16 protein-coding genes, 1 tRNA gene and 1 pseudogene are annotated in these 20941 nt (G+C 54.1%); 9 read left to right on the forward strand and 9 right to left on the reverse strand.

The annotated features are described in order from the left end of the window. Positions 1-19: 19 nt before the first annotated feature. From M3087_RS05595 to rsmI, 5 genes are all read right to left on the reverse strand, one after another. Complete coding sequence (locus M3087_RS05595; RefSeq protein WP_249094277.1) at positions 20-1897, reverse strand: DUF4954 family protein; 1878 nt, start codon at positions 1895-1897, stop codon at positions 20-22. A 10-nt stretch (positions 1898-1907) separates the two neighbouring features. Further along, positions 1908-3173, reverse strand: a complete 1266-nt coding sequence (hflX, locus tag M3087_RS05600; RefSeq protein ID WP_022385613.1) for a GTPase HflX — start codon at positions 3171-3173, stop codon at positions 1908-1910. Between the two features lie 274 nt (positions 3174-3447). Next, the gene (locus tag M3087_RS05605; RefSeq protein ID WP_022385614.1) at positions 3448-4146 is read right to left on the reverse strand and encodes a YjjG family noncanonical pyrimidine nucleotidase; all 699 of its coding nucleotides are present in this window, start codon (positions 4144-4146) and stop codon (positions 3448-3450) included. Positions 4147-4197: 51 nt separating this feature from the next. Further along, complete coding sequence (locus M3087_RS05610; protein ID WP_022385615.1) at positions 4198-5055, reverse strand: hypothetical protein; 858 nt, start codon at positions 5053-5055, stop codon at positions 4198-4200. 28 nt (positions 5056-5083) lie between these two features. After that, a complete protein-coding gene (rsmI, locus tag M3087_RS05615; RefSeq protein ID WP_249094279.1) occupies positions 5084-5773 on the reverse strand; it encodes a 16S rRNA (cytidine(1402)-2'-O)-methyltransferase in 690 nt (229 codons plus the stop codon). Positions 5774-6026: 253 nt separating this feature from the next. Between rsmI and M3087_RS05620 the strand changes: the two genes are divergently transcribed. Beyond that, a tRNA-Lys gene (locus M3087_RS05620) sits at positions 6027-6102 on the forward strand. A 103-nt stretch (positions 6103-6205) separates the two neighbouring features. On the opposite strand, the gene M3087_RS05625 is transcribed toward M3087_RS05620, so the two are convergent. Further along, positions 6206-6664, reverse strand: a complete 459-nt coding sequence (locus tag M3087_RS05625; RefSeq protein WP_317236691.1) for an IS5 family transposase — start codon at positions 6662-6664, stop codon at positions 6206-6208. Positions 6665-6792: 128 nt separating this feature from the next. Next, positions 6793-7104 carry a hypothetical protein gene (locus tag M3087_RS05630; protein WP_249094281.1) on the reverse strand — a complete coding sequence of 104 codons (312 nt, stop codon included), beginning with the start codon at positions 7102-7104 and terminating at the stop codon, positions 6793-6795. Between the two features lie 342 nt (positions 7105-7446). Between M3087_RS05630 and M3087_RS05635 the strand changes: the two genes are divergently transcribed. Both M3087_RS05635 and M3087_RS05640 read left to right on the forward strand, forming a co-directional pair. Continuing rightward, on the forward strand, positions 7447-8442 hold the full coding sequence (locus M3087_RS05635; RefSeq protein WP_249094283.1) for a hypothetical protein: 996 nt from the start codon (positions 7447-7449) through the stop codon (positions 8440-8442). An 808-nt stretch (positions 8443-9250) separates the two neighbouring features. Beyond that, on the forward strand, positions 9251-10906 hold the full coding sequence (locus M3087_RS05640; protein ID WP_249094285.1) for an IS1182 family transposase: 1656 nt from the start codon (positions 9251-9253) through the stop codon (positions 10904-10906). A 346-nt stretch (positions 10907-11252) separates the two neighbouring features. Here M3087_RS05640 and M3087_RS05645 read toward each other — a convergent pair whose 3' ends face one another. Next, positions 11253-12461, reverse strand: a complete 1209-nt coding sequence (locus M3087_RS05645; RefSeq protein WP_249094287.1) for a tyrosine-type recombinase/integrase — start codon at positions 12459-12461, stop codon at positions 11253-11255. Between the two features lie 558 nt (positions 12462-13019). Between M3087_RS05645 and M3087_RS05650 the strand changes: the two genes are divergently transcribed. From M3087_RS05650 to M3087_RS05665, 4 genes and pseudogenes are all read left to right on the forward strand, one after another. Beyond that, positions 13020-14153 carry an OprO/OprP family phosphate-selective porin gene (locus tag M3087_RS05650; protein ID WP_249094289.1) on the forward strand — a complete coding sequence of 378 codons (1134 nt, stop codon included), beginning with the start codon at positions 13020-13022 and terminating at the stop codon, positions 14151-14153. 69 nt (positions 14154-14222) lie between these two features. Beyond that, entirely contained in the window at positions 14223-15455 is a 1233-nt protein-coding gene (locus tag M3087_RS05655; protein ID WP_249094291.1) for a glycine betaine/L-proline ABC transporter ATP-binding protein, read from the forward strand. Further along, a pseudogene (locus M3087_RS05660) lies at positions 15452-16267 on the forward strand (ABC transporter permease). Before M3087_RS05655 ends, M3087_RS05660 begins: the two are co-directional and overlap by 4 nt. A 105-nt stretch (positions 16268-16372) precedes the next feature. Further along, positions 16373-17230 (forward strand): glycine betaine ABC transporter substrate-binding protein, encoded by an 858-nt coding sequence (locus tag M3087_RS05665; protein ID WP_249094292.1) that lies wholly within the window; start codon positions 16373-16375, stop codon positions 17228-17230. 9 nt (positions 17231-17239) lie between these two features. Here M3087_RS05665 and M3087_RS05670 read toward each other — a convergent pair whose 3' ends face one another. Continuing rightward, a complete protein-coding gene (locus M3087_RS05670) occupies positions 17240-18058 on the reverse strand; it encodes a hypothetical protein (RefSeq protein WP_022383872.1) in 819 nt (272 codons plus the stop codon). Positions 18059-18177: 119 nt separating this feature from the next. On the opposite strand from M3087_RS05670, the gene M3087_RS05675 reads away from it, so the two are divergent. After that, the gene (locus M3087_RS05675; RefSeq protein ID WP_022383873.1) at positions 18178-19617 is read left to right on the forward strand and encodes a CCA tRNA nucleotidyltransferase; all 1440 of its coding nucleotides are present in this window, start codon (positions 18178-18180) and stop codon (positions 19615-19617) included. 260 nt (positions 19618-19877) lie between these two features. Beyond that, positions 19878-20840, forward strand: coding sequence for a YitT family protein (locus M3087_RS05680; protein ID WP_022383874.1), 963 nt, complete (start codon positions 19878-19880; stop codon positions 20838-20840). Positions 20841-20941 lie beyond the last annotated feature (101 nt).

Consider the following 20941-nt stretch of genomic DNA (forward strand, 5'->3'; position numbering starts at 1 on the left):
AATGTACGAATATCTTCAGTTAGTCGTGCCCGGGCTTCGGGGAAGATGCCCGTTCTTTAGCTTTCTTTAGTTGTTCTTCCTTTTCGCGGTGCAGCTGTTCCCTGAATGCGGCTGCAAGAGGGGCAAACGTAGCTCCGCCCAGGCGTTCCTCCTTGCTGACGTCAGCTTCCAGCAGGGCATAAAAGCGTTCTTCGTTGGCTGCCCGGCGGACGCGTGCTTCCTCCCTCTCTTCCGCAGAATAAAGGGCACGGATGTGTGCCTGTACCCAGACGGGATAGGCGAGACACAGGCATCCGAGTTTGTCCAGGAACTCCTGCAGGGATGCCCCGCGTCCGTCTGACACCTCGTCGCACAAGGCACGGAAGGCGCTTCCGGGTACCACCAGTCCCAGCATGTCGTGCCACTCCTCATCGGGGCGCAGGGGGATGCACAGCTCTGCGGACGTTTCCTCGGGAAGGTGGCGGGCGATGTAGAGCTGCTCCATCAGCCGGTAGAGACCGATGCCGCGCTCCAGTGCCCCTGCCTTCACGAACACTCCGCGTACCGGCTCGTACCACTCCGGGGCGTTGCCTTCCTGTTCGTTCAAGAGTTGCTCCAGCCTCATCCGTCCTTCCCGGATGCGGGAGACCGTATAGGGGGTCAGCGCCTCGCAGGTGGAAATGAAGTCACAGGGAGGGACACCCTCCGGACGTTTGTCACGGACGGGCCATTTGTGCACGTCGCGATAGGTGCCGACCGTGAAGAAGTTGATGGCAGGGACGAGCACGGTACGTCCGTCGGTGTGAAAGAGGTAAGAGAAAGGGAAGGCAGACAGGTCGGCGTGACAGTCGAACTTGCCCATGACCATGGAGAAAGCCCCGACGCGTCCGCCCCACACGAGGTGGGCTCCCGACGCCGTCTTGCACCCACGCTCCAGCTCCCCGTGATGCAGCGGACCGAGCTTGTACATGTGGTTGCTCATGTTCGTACCCGAGCCGGCGTTGAAGAACGAGCTCATGCTGCCTATCAGCAAGGTCGACTTGTGATGGCTCACCGTGAACGGTCCGGCACAGACGGCACACGCCTCCCCGTTGTCCAGGTAGGAGTTGGCAAAGAAGAGGGAGGCTTCCGCCGAGAATCCCTTGCCGACATGGACAGCCTGCCCGACGAGGCACTCGCTCACCTTCGCACCGTCCAGCACTTCCGCACCGCCTTGCAGCACCGTACGCCGGCAGATGACGTCGGTCCCCAGACGGACGGGGGCTTCGCGGCAACTGTCCAGGTAGCAGTCCTCCACGCACGATGCTCCGTCGATGACGGCTGAAGCGCCGACATAGACATTCCGGAGCCTGGAGACGCCGACGATGCAGGCATCCGCCCCCACAACGCCCCGCGACGGGATGGATGCCTCCACTTCCGCCTTCACCCAGGCATCGAGGGCACGACACCCCGACGAAGACAACCGCGAACGGAGGTAAAACTCCTGCGCACCCAGCCGTCGGTGAAGCCACACACGGAAGGCGGCGTCCGCCTCGCTCAACACGTTGACCGGTGTGCCCAGGCCGCACGTGGCGGAAGGCTCCATGCTCATCGTCCCCACTCGGGAGATGTATGCACCCGGCGCAATGTCGTAACGGGACAGGCAGCCCACCTGCTCGATGAGGCAGTCATCGCCCACCGTGACATCATGCAGCTCTGCCTGACGGATACCCGACGGACGGTGTATGCCCGGCTCCGGCTCCAACGTCCGGTGAAAGACACCCAGACGAACCGGACCGTAGAAACGTACCTGCTCGACGGCTTCGGGAGTGAAGCCGTCCTTCACCTGTATGTGACTCCAGTCGTCTGCCCGGCAACCTTGCTGCTGCAAGACCGCAATCTCGCGGACCGACAACGGACGGTAAGCATTCATCATCATAGCCGGGGGATTATTCGGGGTTCCCGTCTTCCTCGTACGTCTGGTAGAGGAAGTCGTTGTAGGGATACTTCTGTACGTGCAGCTCCTTGACCTTCTTGTAGAACATCGCCTTCAGCTCGTCGATGTTGGTCTTCTGACGGGCGGAGATGAAGATGCAGTTGTCGTGCATCTTTGCCATCCACGTCTGCATGAGCTCTTCCAGCGTAATGTTCTCCTTGGTGCGCGGCGTCAGGTCGTCGGCATCCTTCTCCACATAGGTATATGCGTCAATCTTGTTGAACACCAGGATGGTCGGCTTGTCGGCACAACCCAGGTCGGCAAGTGTCTTGTCAACCACCGTAATCTGTTCCTCAAAGTCGGGATGGGAGATGTCGACCACGTGGATGAGCAGGTCTGCCTCGCGCACCTCGTCGAGCGTCGACTTGAACGAATCGACCAGGTCAGTAGGCAACTTGCGGATGAACCCGACCGTGTCGGACAGGAGGAAGGGGAGATTGTCGATGATGACCTTGCGCACCGTGGTGTCGAGCGTGGCGAACAGCTTGTTTTCAGCGAACACCTCGCTCTTTGCCAGCAGGTTCATCAGGGTCGACTTACCTACATTGGTGTAGCCCACGAGAGCCACACGGATGAGTCGTCCGCGATTCTTGCGCTGGGTGGACTTCTGCCGGTCAATCTCCGCCAGCTGCTGCTTCAGGAGCGACATGCGGTTGAGGATGATACGGCGGTCCATTTCGAGCTGGGTCTCACCCGGACCACGCAGTCCCACCGAACCGCCCTTGCCACTGCCCGAGCCACCTCCCTGACGTTCCAAGTGAGTCCACAGACGTTGCAGGCGGGGGAGCATGTATTTATATTGCGCCAGCTCCACCTGCGTCTTGGCACTCGCCGTCTGGGCACGCATCGCGAAGATGTCCAGAATGAGTGAAGTGCGGTCGAGAATCTTCACCTTCAGTTCCTTCTCTATGTTTCGGATTTGCTTTGCCGACAATTCGTCGTCGAATATCACCATACCGATTTCCGTCTCGGGGTCTTCCTCGCAGGATTCCAGGTAGGCACGAATCTCCTCCAGCTTACCTTTCCCTATGTAAGTCACCGAGTTGGGCATATCGAGTTTTTGAGTAAAACGTTTGACCACCTCCGCCCCGGCTGTGTCCGCCAGGAACTCCAGTTCGTCAAGGTATTCGTTGGTCTTACGTTCGTCTTGCAATCGGGTGACCAGACCGACCAGTACGGCTTTTTCGGTCTGAGCTTGAGAGATAACAAATTCTTTCATTCTGTATCAGCTAATTTACTGTGTCTTGATTCTAGCCTCAACCCTGCCTGAACCTTAGCGGGATTGAAGTTCACAAAGATAATGGATTCGTTTCTATTTAAGGATATTCCTTCCCGGTTTTTACACACGCCGGAGATGTCCGGAAACGGAAACAGCCTCCCGAAGGAGGCTGTCCATTCACATTTTAGAGATAATTTTCTATTCATCCACGTTTCACAACGTCCTCATAGAAGTCATTAAAGAGTATCTTATTGTTATTTAGTTATCCCCTGTTTCACAACAGGTCGAATAATTCCGTCAAGGATGCTACCTCGTACGTCGGACGGAAGGGGAGCTCCGTACGGTGGCGGTGGTTGTAGAACACCTGGTCCATCCCCACTCCCCGGGCACCGGCGATGTCGGTATCAAAGCTGTCGCCAATCATCAGCGACTCCCTGAGTTCCGACTGGGTAGCCGACAAGGCAAAGTAGAAAATCTCGGCACGCGGCTTGTTCACCTTCAAGTCTTCCGAAAGGATGACTTTACGGAAATAGCCTTCAATGCCTGCTGAAGCCAGCTTCCGCGACTGCAATTCCCGGAAACCGTTTGACAGGATGTAAAGGCGGTACTTCCCATTCAGGTATTCCAGCACATCCCGGGCATGCGGCATCAGTTTCTGTTTAGTTGGAATGATACGAAAGAAAGCCTTCATGTATGCGTGGACCAACTCCGGGTCATCGACTCCCACCTTGAGCAAGGGATAGCTGAAACGTTCGCGGTTCAACTCTTCCTTGGTGATGCGTCCGTGGTCATAATCGACCCACAGCGCATTGTTCCTCTCGGTATAAATGGAATAAAACTGTTCGAACGAATCGAAATAGCGCCCGAAGTCAAGCTCCACATACACTTCAGCAAATGAATCCCGGGCATTCTCGGAGAACGCCCACAGTGTATCGTCCAAATCGATAAACAGGTTCCTGTACTTTGCTGTCATAAATGCACGCAGTCGCTTCCTTTGCGCAGAAACGACTGGTGCAAAGATAGATTATCTTACTTGAATTACCAAATAGCGCGACACGCTCCAGAACTTGTTCGGATTGGTGATTTTCAAAATATATTGTCCTTTTGCATCTTTCACCAATGAGTAGGAGCCTTCCGGATGGTTGGTCAACAGCTTAGCACTCTTAGAGTATAGCTTGATTTCCTTGTCGGTGCGGATGTCGATTTGGGTAAAGTAATCTTTGTTGAAGTCATCGCTTTGCAAAACATCTCCTTTTTGCAAAATTTTCTGTTCTTTAAGTTCCGATTTTGTACCGAACACGAACCAAGCGGTGTTCAGGGCCTTGTCCTGTGCTTCGACGGTCTTGGTCTTGATTTCGTTTTCAGCCGACAGGTTTTCCACATCGGTCGTCAGTCCGGCAACGGCATCATCCAGTTCGGCGATGCGGATATCCTTGGCAGCCAGTTCAGCCTGGAGCGCCTTGATTTGCTCGGCTTTCTCAGCCAGGTCTCTTTCCAGTGAGGCGATGGCCTTCTTCAGCTCGGTCGACTGGTAGCGGCTGTTCTTCAACTGTTGTTGCAGTTTCGCCAGCTTTTCGCGGTTGTCCGCCATGGTCTGGGTGATCAGCTTCAAGTCATCTTTCACTTTCTGCGAAGCCGACAGGTTCTCTCCGTTCTGGTCGCGTTGCAAATCCACACGGCCCTCAGCCTCATTGATTTGCCGGAATCCTTCCTGGATTTCGTTAAACGTACCCATTATCTGGTCGAGCTCGTTCTCTCTGTCTGAAAGCGCCACCTTCAACGAATCGTTCTCTGCTTGCAAGGCTTTGCTTCCGCCTCCCATTTGTTCACAAGAAGTCATCAGTGCAACTGCACAGAATGACAGCCAAAGTAACTTTTTCATAATTTTGTTGTTTTATAGTGTAACGTGTTTATTTTTCCTTTTCCTCCTTGTCCTTTCCGGCGAGCACGATGACGATTTCCCCTTTCGGTTCACTCTGCTGGAAATGGGCAATGACTTCCGCCAAGGTTCCCCTGACACTTTCTTCGTGCACCTTCGAGATTTCACGGCAGACCGCGACCTTGCGTTCGGCACCGAACACCTCGGCAAACTGCGTCAGGGTCTTCACCAGCCGGTAGGGTGACTCATAGAACACCATCGTCCGCACCTCGTCCTGCAATTGCGCCAGGCGTGTGGCACGTCCCTTTTTCTGCGGAAGGAAGCCTTCGAAGCAGAAACGTTCGTCGGGCAATCCTGAAGCAACAAGTGCCGGGACAAAAGCGGTAGCTCCCGGCAGGCACTGGACCTCAATTCCGTTACGGACGCATTCGCGCACAATCAGGAATCCGGGGTCGGAGATTCCCGGTGTGCCGGCATCAGAAATCAGTGCCACCTGTTCGCCCCCCTTGATTCGCTCCACGATACGTTCCACCGTCTGGTGTTCATTGAACTTGTGATGCGAGAGCATGGCATTCTTTATGTCAAAATGCTTCAGCAACACTCCTGACGTCCGCGTGTCTTCCGCCAGAATCAAGTCCACCTCTTTCAGTATCCGTATCGCCCGGAATGTCATGTCTTCCAAGTTTCCCACGGGAGTAGGTACAACATAGAGTTTTCCCATTTTTGTTTGCATTCTTAAAGAAGCAAAAGTAGTACATTCGTGCTTTACTCGGAATTAAAATTCGTTATATTTTAGCATTTCAGCTTATTTTATGTACTTTTCCCCGTTGTTTTTCCTACATTCTGGTATCACCGGACGCTCCTTTTCGTATAAAATACAATTGCCGGACAAAAAATCATCTCAAACACTTGTCACATTCAAAAAAGTACGTACCTTTGCACCGCAATTCAGAAATGAGTGCAAAAGAAGGTTTGATTCGCTAGCTCAGCAGGTAGAGCACAACACTTTTAATGTTGGGGTCCTGGGTTCGAGCCCCAGGCGGATCACCAGAAGAAAGGTCTTCAGCTGAAACAGTTGGAGACCTTTTTCTTTTAGCTGGGATGGAATGCCTGAGCTATCTTGGAGAAACAATATTCAGAAGCTGTTTTGATTTCATTCGATAAATTTGTTAAGCATGATTTGGATGAATGCAATCTGTACCATAGCTTCTGCGGTTTCAGCAAGGAATTCATAATCGATGGTCAGCCTTCTGAAGTTTTCCAGCCATGAGAAAGAGCGTTCCACAATCCAGCGTTTGGGCAGTACCTGAAATTTGGACGGACATTCGTCCGGTCTGAGTACGACCTCCAATATCCATCCGAATTTCTTCTTGACCCAATCAGCCAAATCTCCCCTATATCCTCCGTCCGCCAGGATTTTCACCAAACGCGGAAATTTATAAGCGAGTTTCTCTATGGCTTGTGGAGCGCCCTTGCTGTCATGCAGGTTGGCCTCATGGATTGCGACGGCTAACGGAAGGCCAAGCGTATCGACAATGATGTGCTCTTTCCGTCCTTTGATTGTCTGTCTTGTACTGCTTGAGATACAACGTGCCTTGTGCCACCAGGGTATGGGCCAACAGCAGAGAGTCCGTCACCCGTTTTCCCAAATCACGCCCCTTCATGAATGAGCGCATGGCGGCGGCGTCATCGCCCTGATTCTGATAAATCCTGCCTTGATAATAGTAGGTCCGGAGTTGCTCATCGGGGGGTACCGTTCCGAGTATAATAGTCAATAGCCGGCTGGAGGATGTCAAAAGAGGTCGTGTCGATGCAGTTCTTGTCCAACGCCATGGAGCTGAGCAGTGCATATCTGGCAGACGCTTTTTTCCCTTTGACTGCTGACGCAGGTATGCCTTGCAGGACGGCAAGGGCTGAGTCCGGCCTGGCATTCATCAGGCTCTCTGCCACATCCAGTTTTTCACTGACGGCACCCTGCCGTCCACAACTGACAGCAGCCAACAGGACTGTCAGCCACAGGGTTACAGGTATCAGATTTCTAATTCTCTTCATCATCATTCATATGTTAAGTGCGTTCAGGCTAAGAACGTTCCCCAAAAAGAGACGGCAATCACAAGGACCTTTCGCCCATTCATGGTTAAGAATCAATCAAACGACGGACGGGATGCTTGGGAGTACCAAGGACAAAGGTAGGGAAAATCTGTGGAAACAACCATCAGTTTTCGACTGATTACGACAATAGAATTGGGAATTAAACCCGACGGGAAAGAATTTGTCAGATAATTGATTGAGTTATTCCTTTTCGCTATCTTTGGATGTCATTAAGAGGATGGGTTATGAGAATAGGCAAGTAATAAAATGGCAATATATAAACAAGAAAGGAAAACTTCTACCATGAAAACAATCATCTTATTCGCAATCCTGTCAGGTGTCGTTTGCCTGAGCTGTACCAACAAACGGCAACAATCCCAACCGGAAGCAACGCCGGATAAAGAATCAGTCATAATCGGCGGAAACGATACGGTTACAGACATCCAAGTCTCAACGGCAGAGAATGATACCATATTATCATTACAGGCCGGGGATATTGATTTCCCTTCCTCGCAATCGGAAATAGAGAAGTATGAAAGTCGCGTCCATATGCAACGACTTCCCGATGTCAACATCACCCATGCTGATGCTTATCGAATCGAAACGCAGCAACCCGTTTATTCACCGCAGACAAAGCAGATTGTGCTTGATGTCATCAATGTGGATGGACCGACGGCAGAACCGGAATGCCATCATCTGAAACAATGGGAAAACGGGAAATGGGTCAAATTTCCTTTTATCGACAATCTCGTTTTTTCAGGTGTAGGCAGGGATTTATCCAAGGGAGACACGTTGCCCGAACAGATCCACATGTCTGAATTCAAATATCCACTAAAACCGAATAAGTATCAAGTGAATTTCTATGTGTTTGCCAACATCTATACTTATTGCAATCTGACAACCGACGGCATTACACCCGTAAGGGAAACTGAAATGGATGGGGCTTTTGTCTTCAAGGTACTGCCATCAGCCAATGACTCCATCCGCATTCTGTTTGAGAATCATACGAATCTGGATGTCCAACCCATTTTCTTTCCAAGCGTAGGTACGGACGAATTGTACATGGCACATCCGTTTGCCCGTTCCGGGTGGAGTGGTGAGGCTGATTATATGCGAAGCCACGCCCGTCTGAAAGGTGGAGATGTGCTGTTGTTTACCATTCCGGTCTCGTGGGATGTCAACCGAATAACAGGCAAGAACTATAGAAAGCAGTTCATGACAGGAAAATTGTTGCCCGGAAAATATAAAATAGGTCTGCAATTGGAAATCTACATGGATACGGAATTTGAAGTAAAATGATGGAATGGCCCCTCCTCCCCCAATTTGTCAATCTGTCAAAACGTCAAACGAAGGGCCTCCAGAATGCTCTCGTTCGCCCCGAAGGAGGAGTTCGTGCATAAAACAGGCCTTCTCGGGCGTTTCGCAAAATACACTTTGGCGGAATAAATACACATGTCACAGAAGAAAGAAACAGAGCAGCCACATAGCAGGAGCTAACTGATTTCACAAACGACAATTCACCCCTCAAAATAACACGTTCCAAATCATCATCCGTTGGAACATTCTAGGGGTAAACGTCCGTGAAATAATGTATCCTTTTCATAAAACAAGCATTTCGCCGTCCGAACTTTTGACTTCGGAAGACGAAACAATATTGTTTGAGTCGTCAAACACTTGTGTTTGGCACGTGAAACAATATTGTTTGACGAGTGAAACAATATTGTTTCGCGGTATAATTATTCACATTCGCCCCTGTTTTGGAATAAGTATGCACGCTCATCCGCATGAATATTCCTAAAGAAACCTACTTTGGGCATTTTTTCAAAAAGTCGCGTTAGCTGAAAAGGAGCTTTTGGGTGATTTTGTATAGGGATGTGAAGGGATGGGGTTGCAAAATGACAGGAATTAGTTGGACAAAGGTGTGCCGACAGACTTTTCCCGTCCGGGCACACCTCTTCTTAAACCCCAAACAATCATTAGAGCTTGAAGGTATGTCAAAAAGCGCACCTTCTTTTGTTTTATGCACAAAGCCCCGACTTTCACAAGCCGAGGCTTTGCTATTACCTAAAGATTTTGTATCTTTAAGCATTATAACAATAATAATCTTATGACAAAGATACATTTTCGTCCTTACATTCCCAACCAAACAGTGCTGTTTCCTCAAAGAATCGATGAGGATATTGCGAAGAACGATCCGGTACGCATGGTTGACGCTCTTGTTGAGAGCCTGAATCTGGAAGGTTTCAGGAAGTTATATAAGGAATGCGGCCGTAGCCCTTACCATCCCCGAATGATGCTCAAGGTTATCCTGTACGCCTATATGAACAACATCTACTCCTGCCGCAAGATAGAAAAACTCCTCCACCGCGACATCCATTATATATGGCTGGCCGGGCACGAGAAACCGGACTTCATTACCATCAACCGCTTCCGCAACCGTGTGAAGAAGGAAATCAACGAAGTGTTCACCCAAATCGTCCTTCTGCTTTCCGCCAAAGGGTTCATCAGCCTGAACGTGGAATATGTTGACGGAACGAAGATTGAATCCAAGGCCAACAAGTATACTTTCGTGTGGAAAAAGACCGTCGAGCGGAACCGTGAGCGCCTGATGAAGAAAATCCATGTCCTGTTGGGCCAGATAGACGATGCCATCGCCCAGGAGAAATCATCGGAAAACAATGAGGAAGTTGAGTTTACCCCGGCCATGCTGACTGAAATGGCGGGCGAACTGCGCAATGCGCTTGAACAGGTTCCCGAGCCTTCCACAAAAGAGGATAAGGCCGCACAAAGAAAGAAACGCAGGCAGCTGAAAGAACTGGAAGCGCACAGGGACAAGCTGCAGGAATACGACAATCATCTGGACACGCTGCAAGAGCGCAACTCCTATTCCAAGACGGACAAGGATGCTACTTTCATGAGGATGAAGGAGGATGCCATGCGTAACGGACAGACCAAACCCGGTTACAACCTTCAGATTGCCACCGAGAACCAGTTCATTACCGATTTTGCACTTTTCCCCAACCCTACGGACACGCTGACTATGATACCTTTCCTGCAATCCTTCTCAAGCAGATACGACAGGCTGGCCCATACAGTAGTGGCTGATTCGGGCTACGGCTCCGAGGAAAATTACCGCTTCATGGCAGAAAACGGTATGGAAGCTTACGTCAAATACAATTACTTCCACATGGAGCAGCGTCCGAGATTCATACCCAACCCGTTCAAGGCTGAAAACTTCTATTATAATGAAGAACATGACTATTGCATATGCCCCATGGGACAAAAGATGCGGAGGATAGGAAACAGGCATGTGAAAACCGCATCCGGATATGTGAGCGAAAGTGCCAGATACAGGGCCATCAGGTGCGAAGGCTGCCCGCTAAGGTGTCTATGTTTTAAAGCAAAAGGGGACAGGACGATAGAACTGAACCACAGGCTCAGGAAATACAAGCAAAAAGCCAAAGAGTTGCTCTGCTCCGAGGAAGGGCTGAAACACAGGGGACGAAGATGCATAGAACCGGAAACCGTGTTCGGGCAGATAAAATATAACATGAACTACAAACGTTTCCGTCATTTTGGAAAGGATAAGGTCTTTATGGACTTCTCCTTCCTTGCCATTGCCTTCAATATAAAAAAGTTATGTGCAAAGATGAGAAAAGAAGGCATAGACTGGCTGATTAAACTGTTTTGTGAGCTCACAGCCGCTTTCTTCAGATGCAGGGAACACATAAATCAAAGAAATCTTCAAAATATCGCTGCTTGAAGATATCGAACTTTTCTTTTGTAATTGACGAAAAAAAGGAGGTGCATCGCTCATTACGACACACTCTCTTTTTTTGACCTGACTTCGTCAACGTGTCGCCCAAAAATCATCAGAGAACAATGGTGCGATACGTTGATGCCGTTTTATAAGCATTATCCGATTGATAGTCTGCTTGTTTTGAGGGAAGGTTATCTGTATTTTCACAATGGTTTACGCGAATCAAGCACCTTGTCAACACTCATGTTTATATTGGACAATTTAGGAAGTCATCATACAGCCATCCACAAGCGCACCATCTGCATCGCCAGGTCTGCCTGTGGACAGCTGTGCTCCCTCCTTCGCCCCACTACAGCTCTTTCAGGATGCGCGAATTGGCACGGTCGATCACCACGTTACCCAAGGAAGCCAGGTAGATTTGTGTCGTGCGCTCGGAGTGATGGCCCATGCCCTCGCTGATGACCGACAGCGGGATGTGCTTGCTGCGGGCTATGCTCGCCCAGCTGTGGCGTGCCACATACATCGTCAGTGGGGAGGACAGGCCGAGCTTCCGGGACAAGGTCTTCAGCTGACGGTTCACCAGGTGGATGGCGTTCAGGTACTGACGGCGCTCATCGTCGCTCCGACGGATGATGGGCAGCAGGTAGGGCGACTCGTTCACTGGATATTTGTCCAGCAGTGCCTGCATGCAACCCTCCCAGCGGATGCAGAGGCGTTGCCCCGTCTTCCGGCGGCGGTAGGTGAGAAAACCGCCCTTCAGGTCGTTGCGGCGCAGGTAGGCCATGTCGACGAACGACATGCCACGGGTGTAGAAACTGAAGAGGAACATGTCGCGCGTAAAGTCGAGCGAGGCGTCGGCTGACAGGTCCAGCTGCTTCAGGTGCCGGATGACCGTCAGAGGGACAGCGCGCTTGCGGGTCTTCTCAATCCCCGTATAGACACGACGGAAGGGATACCGCTGCTCCGTCAGCCCGCAGTCCACCGCACGGTTGTAGACGGCACGGAGGATACGCATGTAGAACGAGATGGTGTTGAGGGCGATGCCCTCGGCCTTCAGGCAGGCTTCATAGGAGACGGCAAGGTCGGCATTCCACTCGTCGAGCGCCACGTCCAGTCCGCGTCGGAAGGTGGCGAAGCTGTGCAACGCCGAGAGATAGGTCTCCGCGGTACGCACCCTGCCCAACGTGTGCAGTCGGGAAATCTCGCCGCGCATGAAGGTAAAGAAGGTAGGCTGTTGCGCCCACTCGCGGAAGTGGACAGCCACATCGTCCACCGTATAGTCCAGCCCCGAATCATCCAGCGACATGATAATCTTACGGAGGCGCATGCGTCCCAGCGTCAGTTGCTCCTGCACGCGTTGCAGCACCGCACCGCGCCGGTCGTCGGCAGAGTCTGACGGACGGATGACCGCCTCACGCTTGCCGTCCCACTCGGAGGGGAACACCTTGCAAGGGGTATTGATGAACCGGACGGTGCTGTTGTGGATAATCTGATAGTACAGGCGGCCTTCCTTCCCGTCTACCGTGGATGGCCTGAATTTCACTTTTACGGATGTCATAGTTTCTTCTTTTAGTTAAACATTTATTACTTCGTGCCGGTCCCGTTCCGTCCGGAGAGACAGACCGACTCACGCCCTCTGCCGACAGGCAGGACAAGGGTCAGCGAAAGCAGGTCTCCGGTTACGGACCGACAGACACGGGCACGGTCTGCGAAAGGTAACGACGACATGGTAAAAAGTACTGAATGAGGCAGTCCCTTTTTCCACCGCTTCCCTCTCCATCGGGAGCAGTTTTTCACCGGCGGGAGCTGTGCCGTTCCCCTTTTTTTGACCGACGGAAGCACAAACCATACTACGTATGACCTGTCGGACAAGGAGTTTCCGGTCCGACAGAGTTTGGAACACAAGGCTGTTTTTCTTATCTTTGCATCAGACGGCAGGTTAGAAAGAATCATTTTATGCTTACATTCTGACACCTCATCCACAGTTCCGCCACACGCGCAGTCTGTCATTCGCTCCACGAGGGAGCACCCGTCCTGCCGAAATAATCAGTTTTATGAACCCGCGAACCACCGCCCCTGACCGGACGGAAGGTTTCGTTGTAAGAATTGACGCTTTATGAGACATAAAGAAAGATTTTTATTCCCCTTGTTGTGGTTGGCAACGAGCATTGCCACGCCTGTCATTGCCCAAGAGAAAAGCTCGCTCAGGCTGGGCGGTGCCGTACGTTTCAATTATAACTTTTCGGACTGGAAGCCCGACAACCGCAAGCGCGGAGGAGACTTCGGCTTCGACGTGTTCCGGCTGAACGTCTCGTCCGCCTTCCGGCGCTTCACACTCGACGCGGAATACCGCTTCTATCCGTCAGCTTCGGGTGGCGGCATGCTGAAGCACGGCTGGATAGGCTACACGTTCGGCGACCGGCAGGCGGTCGAGGTGGGACTCACACAGGTGCCCTTCGGCATTCAGCCCTACACCGCCAACAACTACTTCTTCAACCTCAACTACTACGTGGGACTGGAGGACGACGCGGACATGGGCATCAAGTACCGCTACCGGCACGGACGGTGGGAAGCGACGCTTGCCTACTTCAAGAATGCCGACATCACCGACTTCGGCAGCAACCGTCCGACTTCGCCCGACCGCTATGCCTACGACCTGGGAGGGCGCAACAAGGAGACCCACCAGGGCAACCTCCAGGCAATCTACCGTTTCGGCAACAGCGTCCGTCAGGAGGTGGGAGTCTCGGCACTCGCCGGGGGAGTCTACAACCTCGACACCCGGCACACCGGACTCCGCACGGCTTTTGCCCTGCACTACGTCGCCGATTACCGGGCATGGAACCTGAAGGCACAATACACCACGTACGACATCCGCGCCAAGGAACCGGAGACCACATCGCCCGCCAGCGTGGAAATGGCAGCCTTCGGTGCTCCCTACCGCGTGGCCTCCCGGGCGGACATCTACACGGCGGCACTCTCCTACACCCTGCCTGTCGGGAAAGCGTTCCTCGACCGCATCAGCTTCTACAACGACTTCAGCCTGCTGCACAAGCGCACGAAAGGCTTCCGTGACAGCTACCAGAATGTGACGGGATGCTCGCTCTCGGCAGGTCCCATCCTGGCATACATCGACTATGCCGTCGGCAAGAACCACGCCTGGCTGGGACCGGAGTGGGACAATGCCTTTGCTGCCGGTCCCGACAACGGATGGCACGCACGCTTCAACATCAACGTCGGCTACTACTTCTGACGACCGACGACGGCACCGGCACCGGCACAACAAAAACATCCTTCAACCCTACCAAAAACATGAGAACCTATGAACACAGACAAGATTGAAATCAAAGACCTGTACCTCGTCTTCGGGCACGACAAACAGAAGGCCCTGAAGATGCTCCGCAAGGGAAAGACCAAACAGGAAATACTGAAAGAGACCGGATGCACCATCGCGGTCAACAACGCCAACTTCACCATCCGCCAAGGTGAGATATTCGTCATCATGGGACTGTCGGGCAGCGGCAAGTCCAGCCTGTTGCGCTGCCTCAACCTGCTCAACCGCCCCACTTCCGGCAAAGTCATCGTCAACGGGAAGGACATCGCACACATGGGCAAGGAGGAGCTGCGGCACGTACGCCGACGCGAACTTGCCATGGTGTTCCAGCACTTCGGACTGCTGCCTCACCGGACGGTCCTGGAGAACATCGCCTTCGGACTGGAGCTGCAAGGAGTGGACAAAACCGAACGCGAACAGAAAGCACGGGAGTGCATGAGCCTCGTGAAGCTCGACGGATACGCCGACATGCTCATCAGCGAACTGTCAGGCGGCATGCAGCAACGGGTGGGACTCGCCCGGGCATTGGCAAACGACCCCGAGGTGCTGCTCATGGACGAAGCCTTCTCGGCACTCGACCCGCTCATCCGCATCGAGATGCAGGACGAGCTGCTTGCCCTGCAATCGAAGATGAAGAAGACCATCGTCTTCATTACCCACGACCTCGAGGAAGCCATCAAGCTGGGCGACCGCATCGCCATCATGCGCGACGGCAACGTGGAGCAGGTGGGCACGTCGGAGGAAATCCTCACCGAACCTGCCAACGCCTACATCCGCAACTTTGTGGAGAAGGTGGAACGCCGGCGCGTCATCACCGCCGCCTCCATCATGGTCGACAAGCCGGTCGTGGCACGACTGGGCAAAGAGGGGCCCGAAGCACTGATACGGAAGATGAAGGAGCGTAAGCTGACGGTCCTGCCCGTGGTCAATGCCGACGGCATCCTCGTGGGCGAAGTCCGTTTGGGCGACCTCGTGGAGCTGCGTCAGAAGCAGGTGAAGGACATCACCCCGGCAGTCCGGGAACAGGTGCATTCGGTGTTGGGCGACACCGTGGTCGACGACATCCTTCCGCTGATGACGAAGACCAACTCGCCCATCTGGGTGGTCAACGAGCGCCGTGAGTTTGAAGGCGTCGTTCCCCTGGCATCGCTCATCGTCGAGGTAACGGGCAAGGACAAGAAAGAAATCAATGAAATCATCCAAAACGCAATAGACTTATGATAAGAATAGGAGACTATATGGAAACAGCCGTCAACTGGCTGACCGAACACGGGACCGTGTTCTTCGACACACTGAGCCACGCCGTCGAGGGCTTCATCGGCGGCTTTCAATACATCCTCACATGGATTCCCTTCTACGTGTCCATCCCCCTGCTGGGTGCGCTGGCATGGCGTAAGGCAGGCAAGGGGACGGGACTGTTCACCTTGCTCGGACTCGGGCTCATCTGCTACATGGGCTTCTGGGAAGAGACCATGCAGACGCTGGCACTAGTGCTCTCCGCTACCTGCCTCGCCCTGCTCTTCGGCATCCCCCTGGGCATCTGCATCGGCAACAGCAACCGGCTCAACCGACTCGTGCAGCCGCTGCTCGACTGCATGCAGACCATGCCCGCCTTCGTCTACCTCATCCCTGCCGTCCTTTTCTTCGGACTGGGAACGGTACCGGGAGCCTTCGCGACCATCATCTTCGCCATGCCTCCCGTGGCACGGCTGACGGGGCTGGGCATCCGTCAGGTTCCCAAGAACGTGATGGAGGCTGCCCGGTCGTTCGGGGCGACACGGACGCAGATGCTCTTCAAGGTACAGTTACCGCTGGCACTCCCGACCATTCTCACGGGGGTGAACCAGACCATCATGATGTCCCTGTAGATGGTCGTCATCTCCGCCATGATTTCTGCAGGCGGACTGGGCGAAATCGTGCTGAAGGGAATCACGCAGATGAAAATCGGACTAGGCTTTGAGGGCGGCATTGCCGTCGTCATCCTTGCCATCGTGCTCGACCGCATCACGCAGGGCATCGGGCGGAACCGTTGACAAGGGTCCCGACCGGGAGGGCTTTCTCCCTGTCGGCTTCTTTACCGACGCCTTGTCAAACGGCAAGGCGAGTACTTGCAAAACTTCTAAAAGACAAAAGCTATTATGGAAAAACGACTCATCGGGACTGTCGTGCTGTGCGCCTGCCTGTTGCTGGCAGCCTGCGGCAGACTGACCCAAAACAAGATACGCATCGCTTACGGCAACTGGGCGGAAGGCATCGCCATCACCCATCTGACCAAGGAAATACTCACGGAACAGGGATTCCAGGTGGAAATACTCAACGCCGACATCGCACCCGTCTTCACCGCACTGGCAAGGGGGAAGGCGGACGTGTTCATGGACAGCTGGCTTCCCGTCACGCATGCCGACTACTTCGAGAAATACGGCGACCGGCTGGAGATGCTCGGACAGGTGTACGACAGTGCACGCATCGGGCTGGTCGTACCGACGTACGTCACCATCAACTCCCTGGAAGAGCTGAATGCACACAAGGAACGCTTCGGAGGGGAAATCGTCGGCATTGATGCCGGGACGGGACTGATGCGCTGCAGCGAGACGGCACTCACCGACTACGGACTGGACTACAAGCTGCTCTACTCCAGCGGACCAGCCATGACTGCCCTGCTGAAGAAGGCCATAGACCAGCGGAAGTGGATTGTCGTGACGGGCTGGACACCGCACTGGAAGTTCGACCGCTTTGACCTGAAGTTCCTCAAGGACCCCAAGAACGTCTATGGCGAAGCGGAACAGATACACAGCATAGCGCGGCGGGGCTTCAGCCACGACCATCCCTACGCCGCAGCCATCATCCGCAACATCCACTTGGAGGACAAGGACATCAGCTCCCTGATGCGTGCCATCAACTACACGAAACGGACGGAGAAAGACGCCGTCCGTGAATGGATGAAAACCCACCGGGAGCTGGTCGACAGCTGGATACCCAAGGACGGAAGGCGCTAGAGGGACGGACTATTCAGCCGCGTCCTCTTCCATCTTCCGACGGATGAACTCTTTCTTCAGGTTGGCTTCCTTCTGCTCCTTCCGTATTTCTTCCATGGCGGAGAGCACCTGTGCCAGCCGGTAGACGTCGGCTATGGCCTTGCGGTCGGAGGCGGGAAGCGCCATCTTGTAGTTGCGGTCGCCGAGGAACTCCACACGGACGGGAGCGTCGGCGTGCATCACGATGAAGTCTATCACGCTGCTGTCCTGTCCCAGCACGTAGTCCGCCTTCTCAATCTTCCAACCCAGGTCGGTCGTCTCATAGATGTCCTTCGACGGGGGAGTCTGTGCAAAGGTGTCGCCGGCACTGACCTTGATGGCGGTGTGATGGATGTTCGTCCTGCCGCAATAGATGGACGTCAGGCTCATGACTCCCTGCTCGCTCACCTGTGCACGGAGGAAGGTGCGGTTGAGGTTCCGCTCCACCGTCTGGGAAGGGCTGAAGTAGTTGCCCACTTCCTGATAGGCGGTGTCCTTTTCCAGCACATAAGCACCCTTGATGGAGTCCAGCTCCGCCTGCTTGGCACGGTAGGCACTGTCCAGGTAGGCAAGTGTCCGCCCCTGCTCCTCCAGCTCAATCTGACGCATGAGCTTGATGGCCTCCTTGCGCGTGTCGAACGCCTTGGGATAGAGCGTGCGGATGCTGTCGATTTGTGACTTCGCCTCGCTGTATGCCCCCTGGGAGAACAGTTGCCCGGCGCGCTCCAGGTACACCTGCGCCTTCTTGTCGTCGCTGCCGCATGCCATCAGGAGGACGGCGATGCAGCTTATTAATAAGGTATGTTTCATCTGCTGTGATTGATTGGTTCCGGCGGCAAAAATAGAAAATCTTCAGAGCACTTACCTACGATACAGGCAAAAAGATGTATTTTTGCGCCACCAAACCCAAACCACTAGAAGCAAAGACGATGATTGAACTGACACAAGAGGACCTGAAAGACCGCTTCAAGGCCCCTATCTTCCATACAATATCAGAGACAGCCGACGAACTGGGACTAGAATGTTATGCCGTGGGCGGCTACGTGCGCGACCTCTTTCTGGAGCGTCCATCCAAGGACATCGACGTGGTGGTCGTGGGCAGCGGCATTGCCATGGCGGAAGCGCTGGGACGGAAATTGGGCAAGGGGGCACACGTGTCCGTGTTCCGCAACTTCGGCACGGCACAGGTGAAATACCACGGTACGGAAGTGGAGTTCGTCGGTGCACGCCGCGAATCCTACACCCATGATTCCCGCAAACCCGTCGTCGAGGACGGGACGCTGGAGGACGACCAGAACCGCCGCGACTTCACCATCAACGCCCTGGCAGTCTGTCTCAACAGGCAGCGGTACGGCGAACTGGTGGACCCCTTCGGCGGACTGGAGGACCTGCGCGACAAGCTCATCCGGACGCCGCTCGACCCCGACATCACCTTCAGCGATGACCCGCTGCGGATGATGCGCTGCGTCCGCTTTGCCACCCAGCTGAACTTCCACATCGACGACGAGACCTTCGAGGCGTTGTCGCGCAACCGCGAACGCATCAACATCATCTCCCGGGAACGCATCGCCGACGAGCTGAACAAAATCATCCTCTCTCCCGTCCCGTCGAAAGGCTTCGTCGACCTGGACCGCTGCGGACTGCTGGAACTCATCTTCCCCGAGTTCGTCGCCCTGCAGGGAGTGGAGACGGTCAACGGACGCGCCCATAAGGACAACTTCTACCACACGCTGGAGGTGCTCGACAACATCTCCCGCGTCACGGACAACCTGTGGCTGCGCTGGGCGGCACTGCTCCACGACATCGCCAAGCCACGCACCAAACGCTGGGAACCCCGCATCGGCTGGACGTTCCATAACCATAATTATATCGGCGAACGGATGATTCCCGACCTCTTCCGCCGCATGAAGCTCCCCATGAACGAGAAGATGAAGTACGTCCAAAAGCTCGTGAGCCTCCACATGCGCCCCATCGTCATTGCGGACGACGAGGTGACCGACTCTGCCGTGCGCCGTCTGCTGTTCGAAGCGGGCGACGACATCGACGACCTGATGACCCTCTGCGAGGCGGACATCACCTCGAAGAACCAGACACGCAAGCAACGTTTCCTCGACAACTTCAAGCTCGTCCGCCAAAAGCTGAAGGACCTGGAGGAGCGCGACCGCATCCGCAACTTCCAGCCCCCCGTGACGGGCGAAGAAATCATGGAGGTGTTCAACCTCCAGCCCTGCCGGGAAATCGGCTCGCTGAAAAGCTCCATCAAGGACGCCATCCTCGACGGCATCATCCCCAACGAGCACGATGCCGCCTATGCCTACATGCTGGAGAAAGCCGCCAAGATGGGACTGACCCCCGTGAAGGCACAGTAAGCCGATAGCAGAAAACCCGGCTTCCGGAAAAAGCTTTTGTAATCGCCTCTTTTTGAGCACCCTCGTACGAGCCTGTCCGTAGCGTCGTGCGGACGTGTCCGCACCGTCGTACCGACGCGTCCGTACGAGCGTGGCGACCCATCCGTACGCCACGACGGAAAACCCGGACTGAAAGAATCCCCTCCATCGGCAATAAATTCCTGTCAAATCCATCCGCGGATAAGAATCTTTCGTATATTTGCTGCATAAATATAAGCAATATGAAGAAAACAGTTCGCGCATGGGTCAACATCCTGTTGGGATGTACCATTCTCGCTGCCGGGTTCGTCTTCTTTATCAATCCCTACAACATCGTCCCCGGCGGTGTCTATGGAGCCAGCATCGTGCTCCACAACCTATTCCCCTCCATCCAGGTGGGTACCTTCGGCTATATGTTCGACATTCCGCTGCTCATCCTCTCGGTGCTCCTGCTGGGTGCCAAGCTGGGCACGCGTACCATCGCCGCCGCCCTCATCACCCCGCTCCTCATGAACATCATGTCGCGCCTCGTCTATCCCACACAGGAGGCACTGGAACAGCTTGACCCGGCACAGCTGCTGGGAGGCAGCCTCAACATGAGCGACCATCTGATGCTCACCGCCGTCATCGGCGCTGCCGTCATCGGTATCGGGACGGGCATCGTCGTGCGCAACCAGGCGACGACAGGCGGAAGTGACATCGTCGGGATGCTCCTGCAGAAATACGCCCACATCCGCTTCTCCAATGCCATCCTGCTCGTCGACGGGACAGTGGTCTGCTTCGGACTGGTGGTCATCGGCTTCGGCATCGGCAGCGCGGACGATGTCAGCCAGCCCTCATGGCACCTCTCGCTCTACTCGCTCATCTCCATCTTCATCATCTCACGCGTCATAGCCTACATGATTAATGGCGCCAAGAACGACAAGCTCATCTTCGTCATCAGCCAGAAGCACCAGGAAGCCTTGCGACAGTACATCCTCAAGGACCTCGACCGCACGGCTACCTACATCAAGAGCAGCGGACTCTACACACAGGAGGACAAGGAAATGCTCTTCCTCGTGGTGAGCTACAAGGAGGTCACGGGCATCAAACTGAAGATCAAGGAGGTCGACCCCGACGCCTTCGTGGTCGTGACCGATGCCTACGACACGTTCGGTGCCGGCTGGAAGGAACTGCCCTCGCCCAACGACGTGCAACCGGAATAACCCGGGCGTTGACCGACGGCAAGGGGCAACGGGACGCGGGTTTGTCAACATTTAAACTTAACAAAGGTGATTATAGCGTAATTCTCTGCCGGAAAGTTGCT

Source organism: Mediterranea sp. ET5, from assembly GCF_023337025.1.
In the GTDB taxonomy this organism is placed as follows: domain Bacteria; phylum Bacteroidota; class Bacteroidia; order Bacteroidales; family Bacteroidaceae; genus Phocaeicola_A.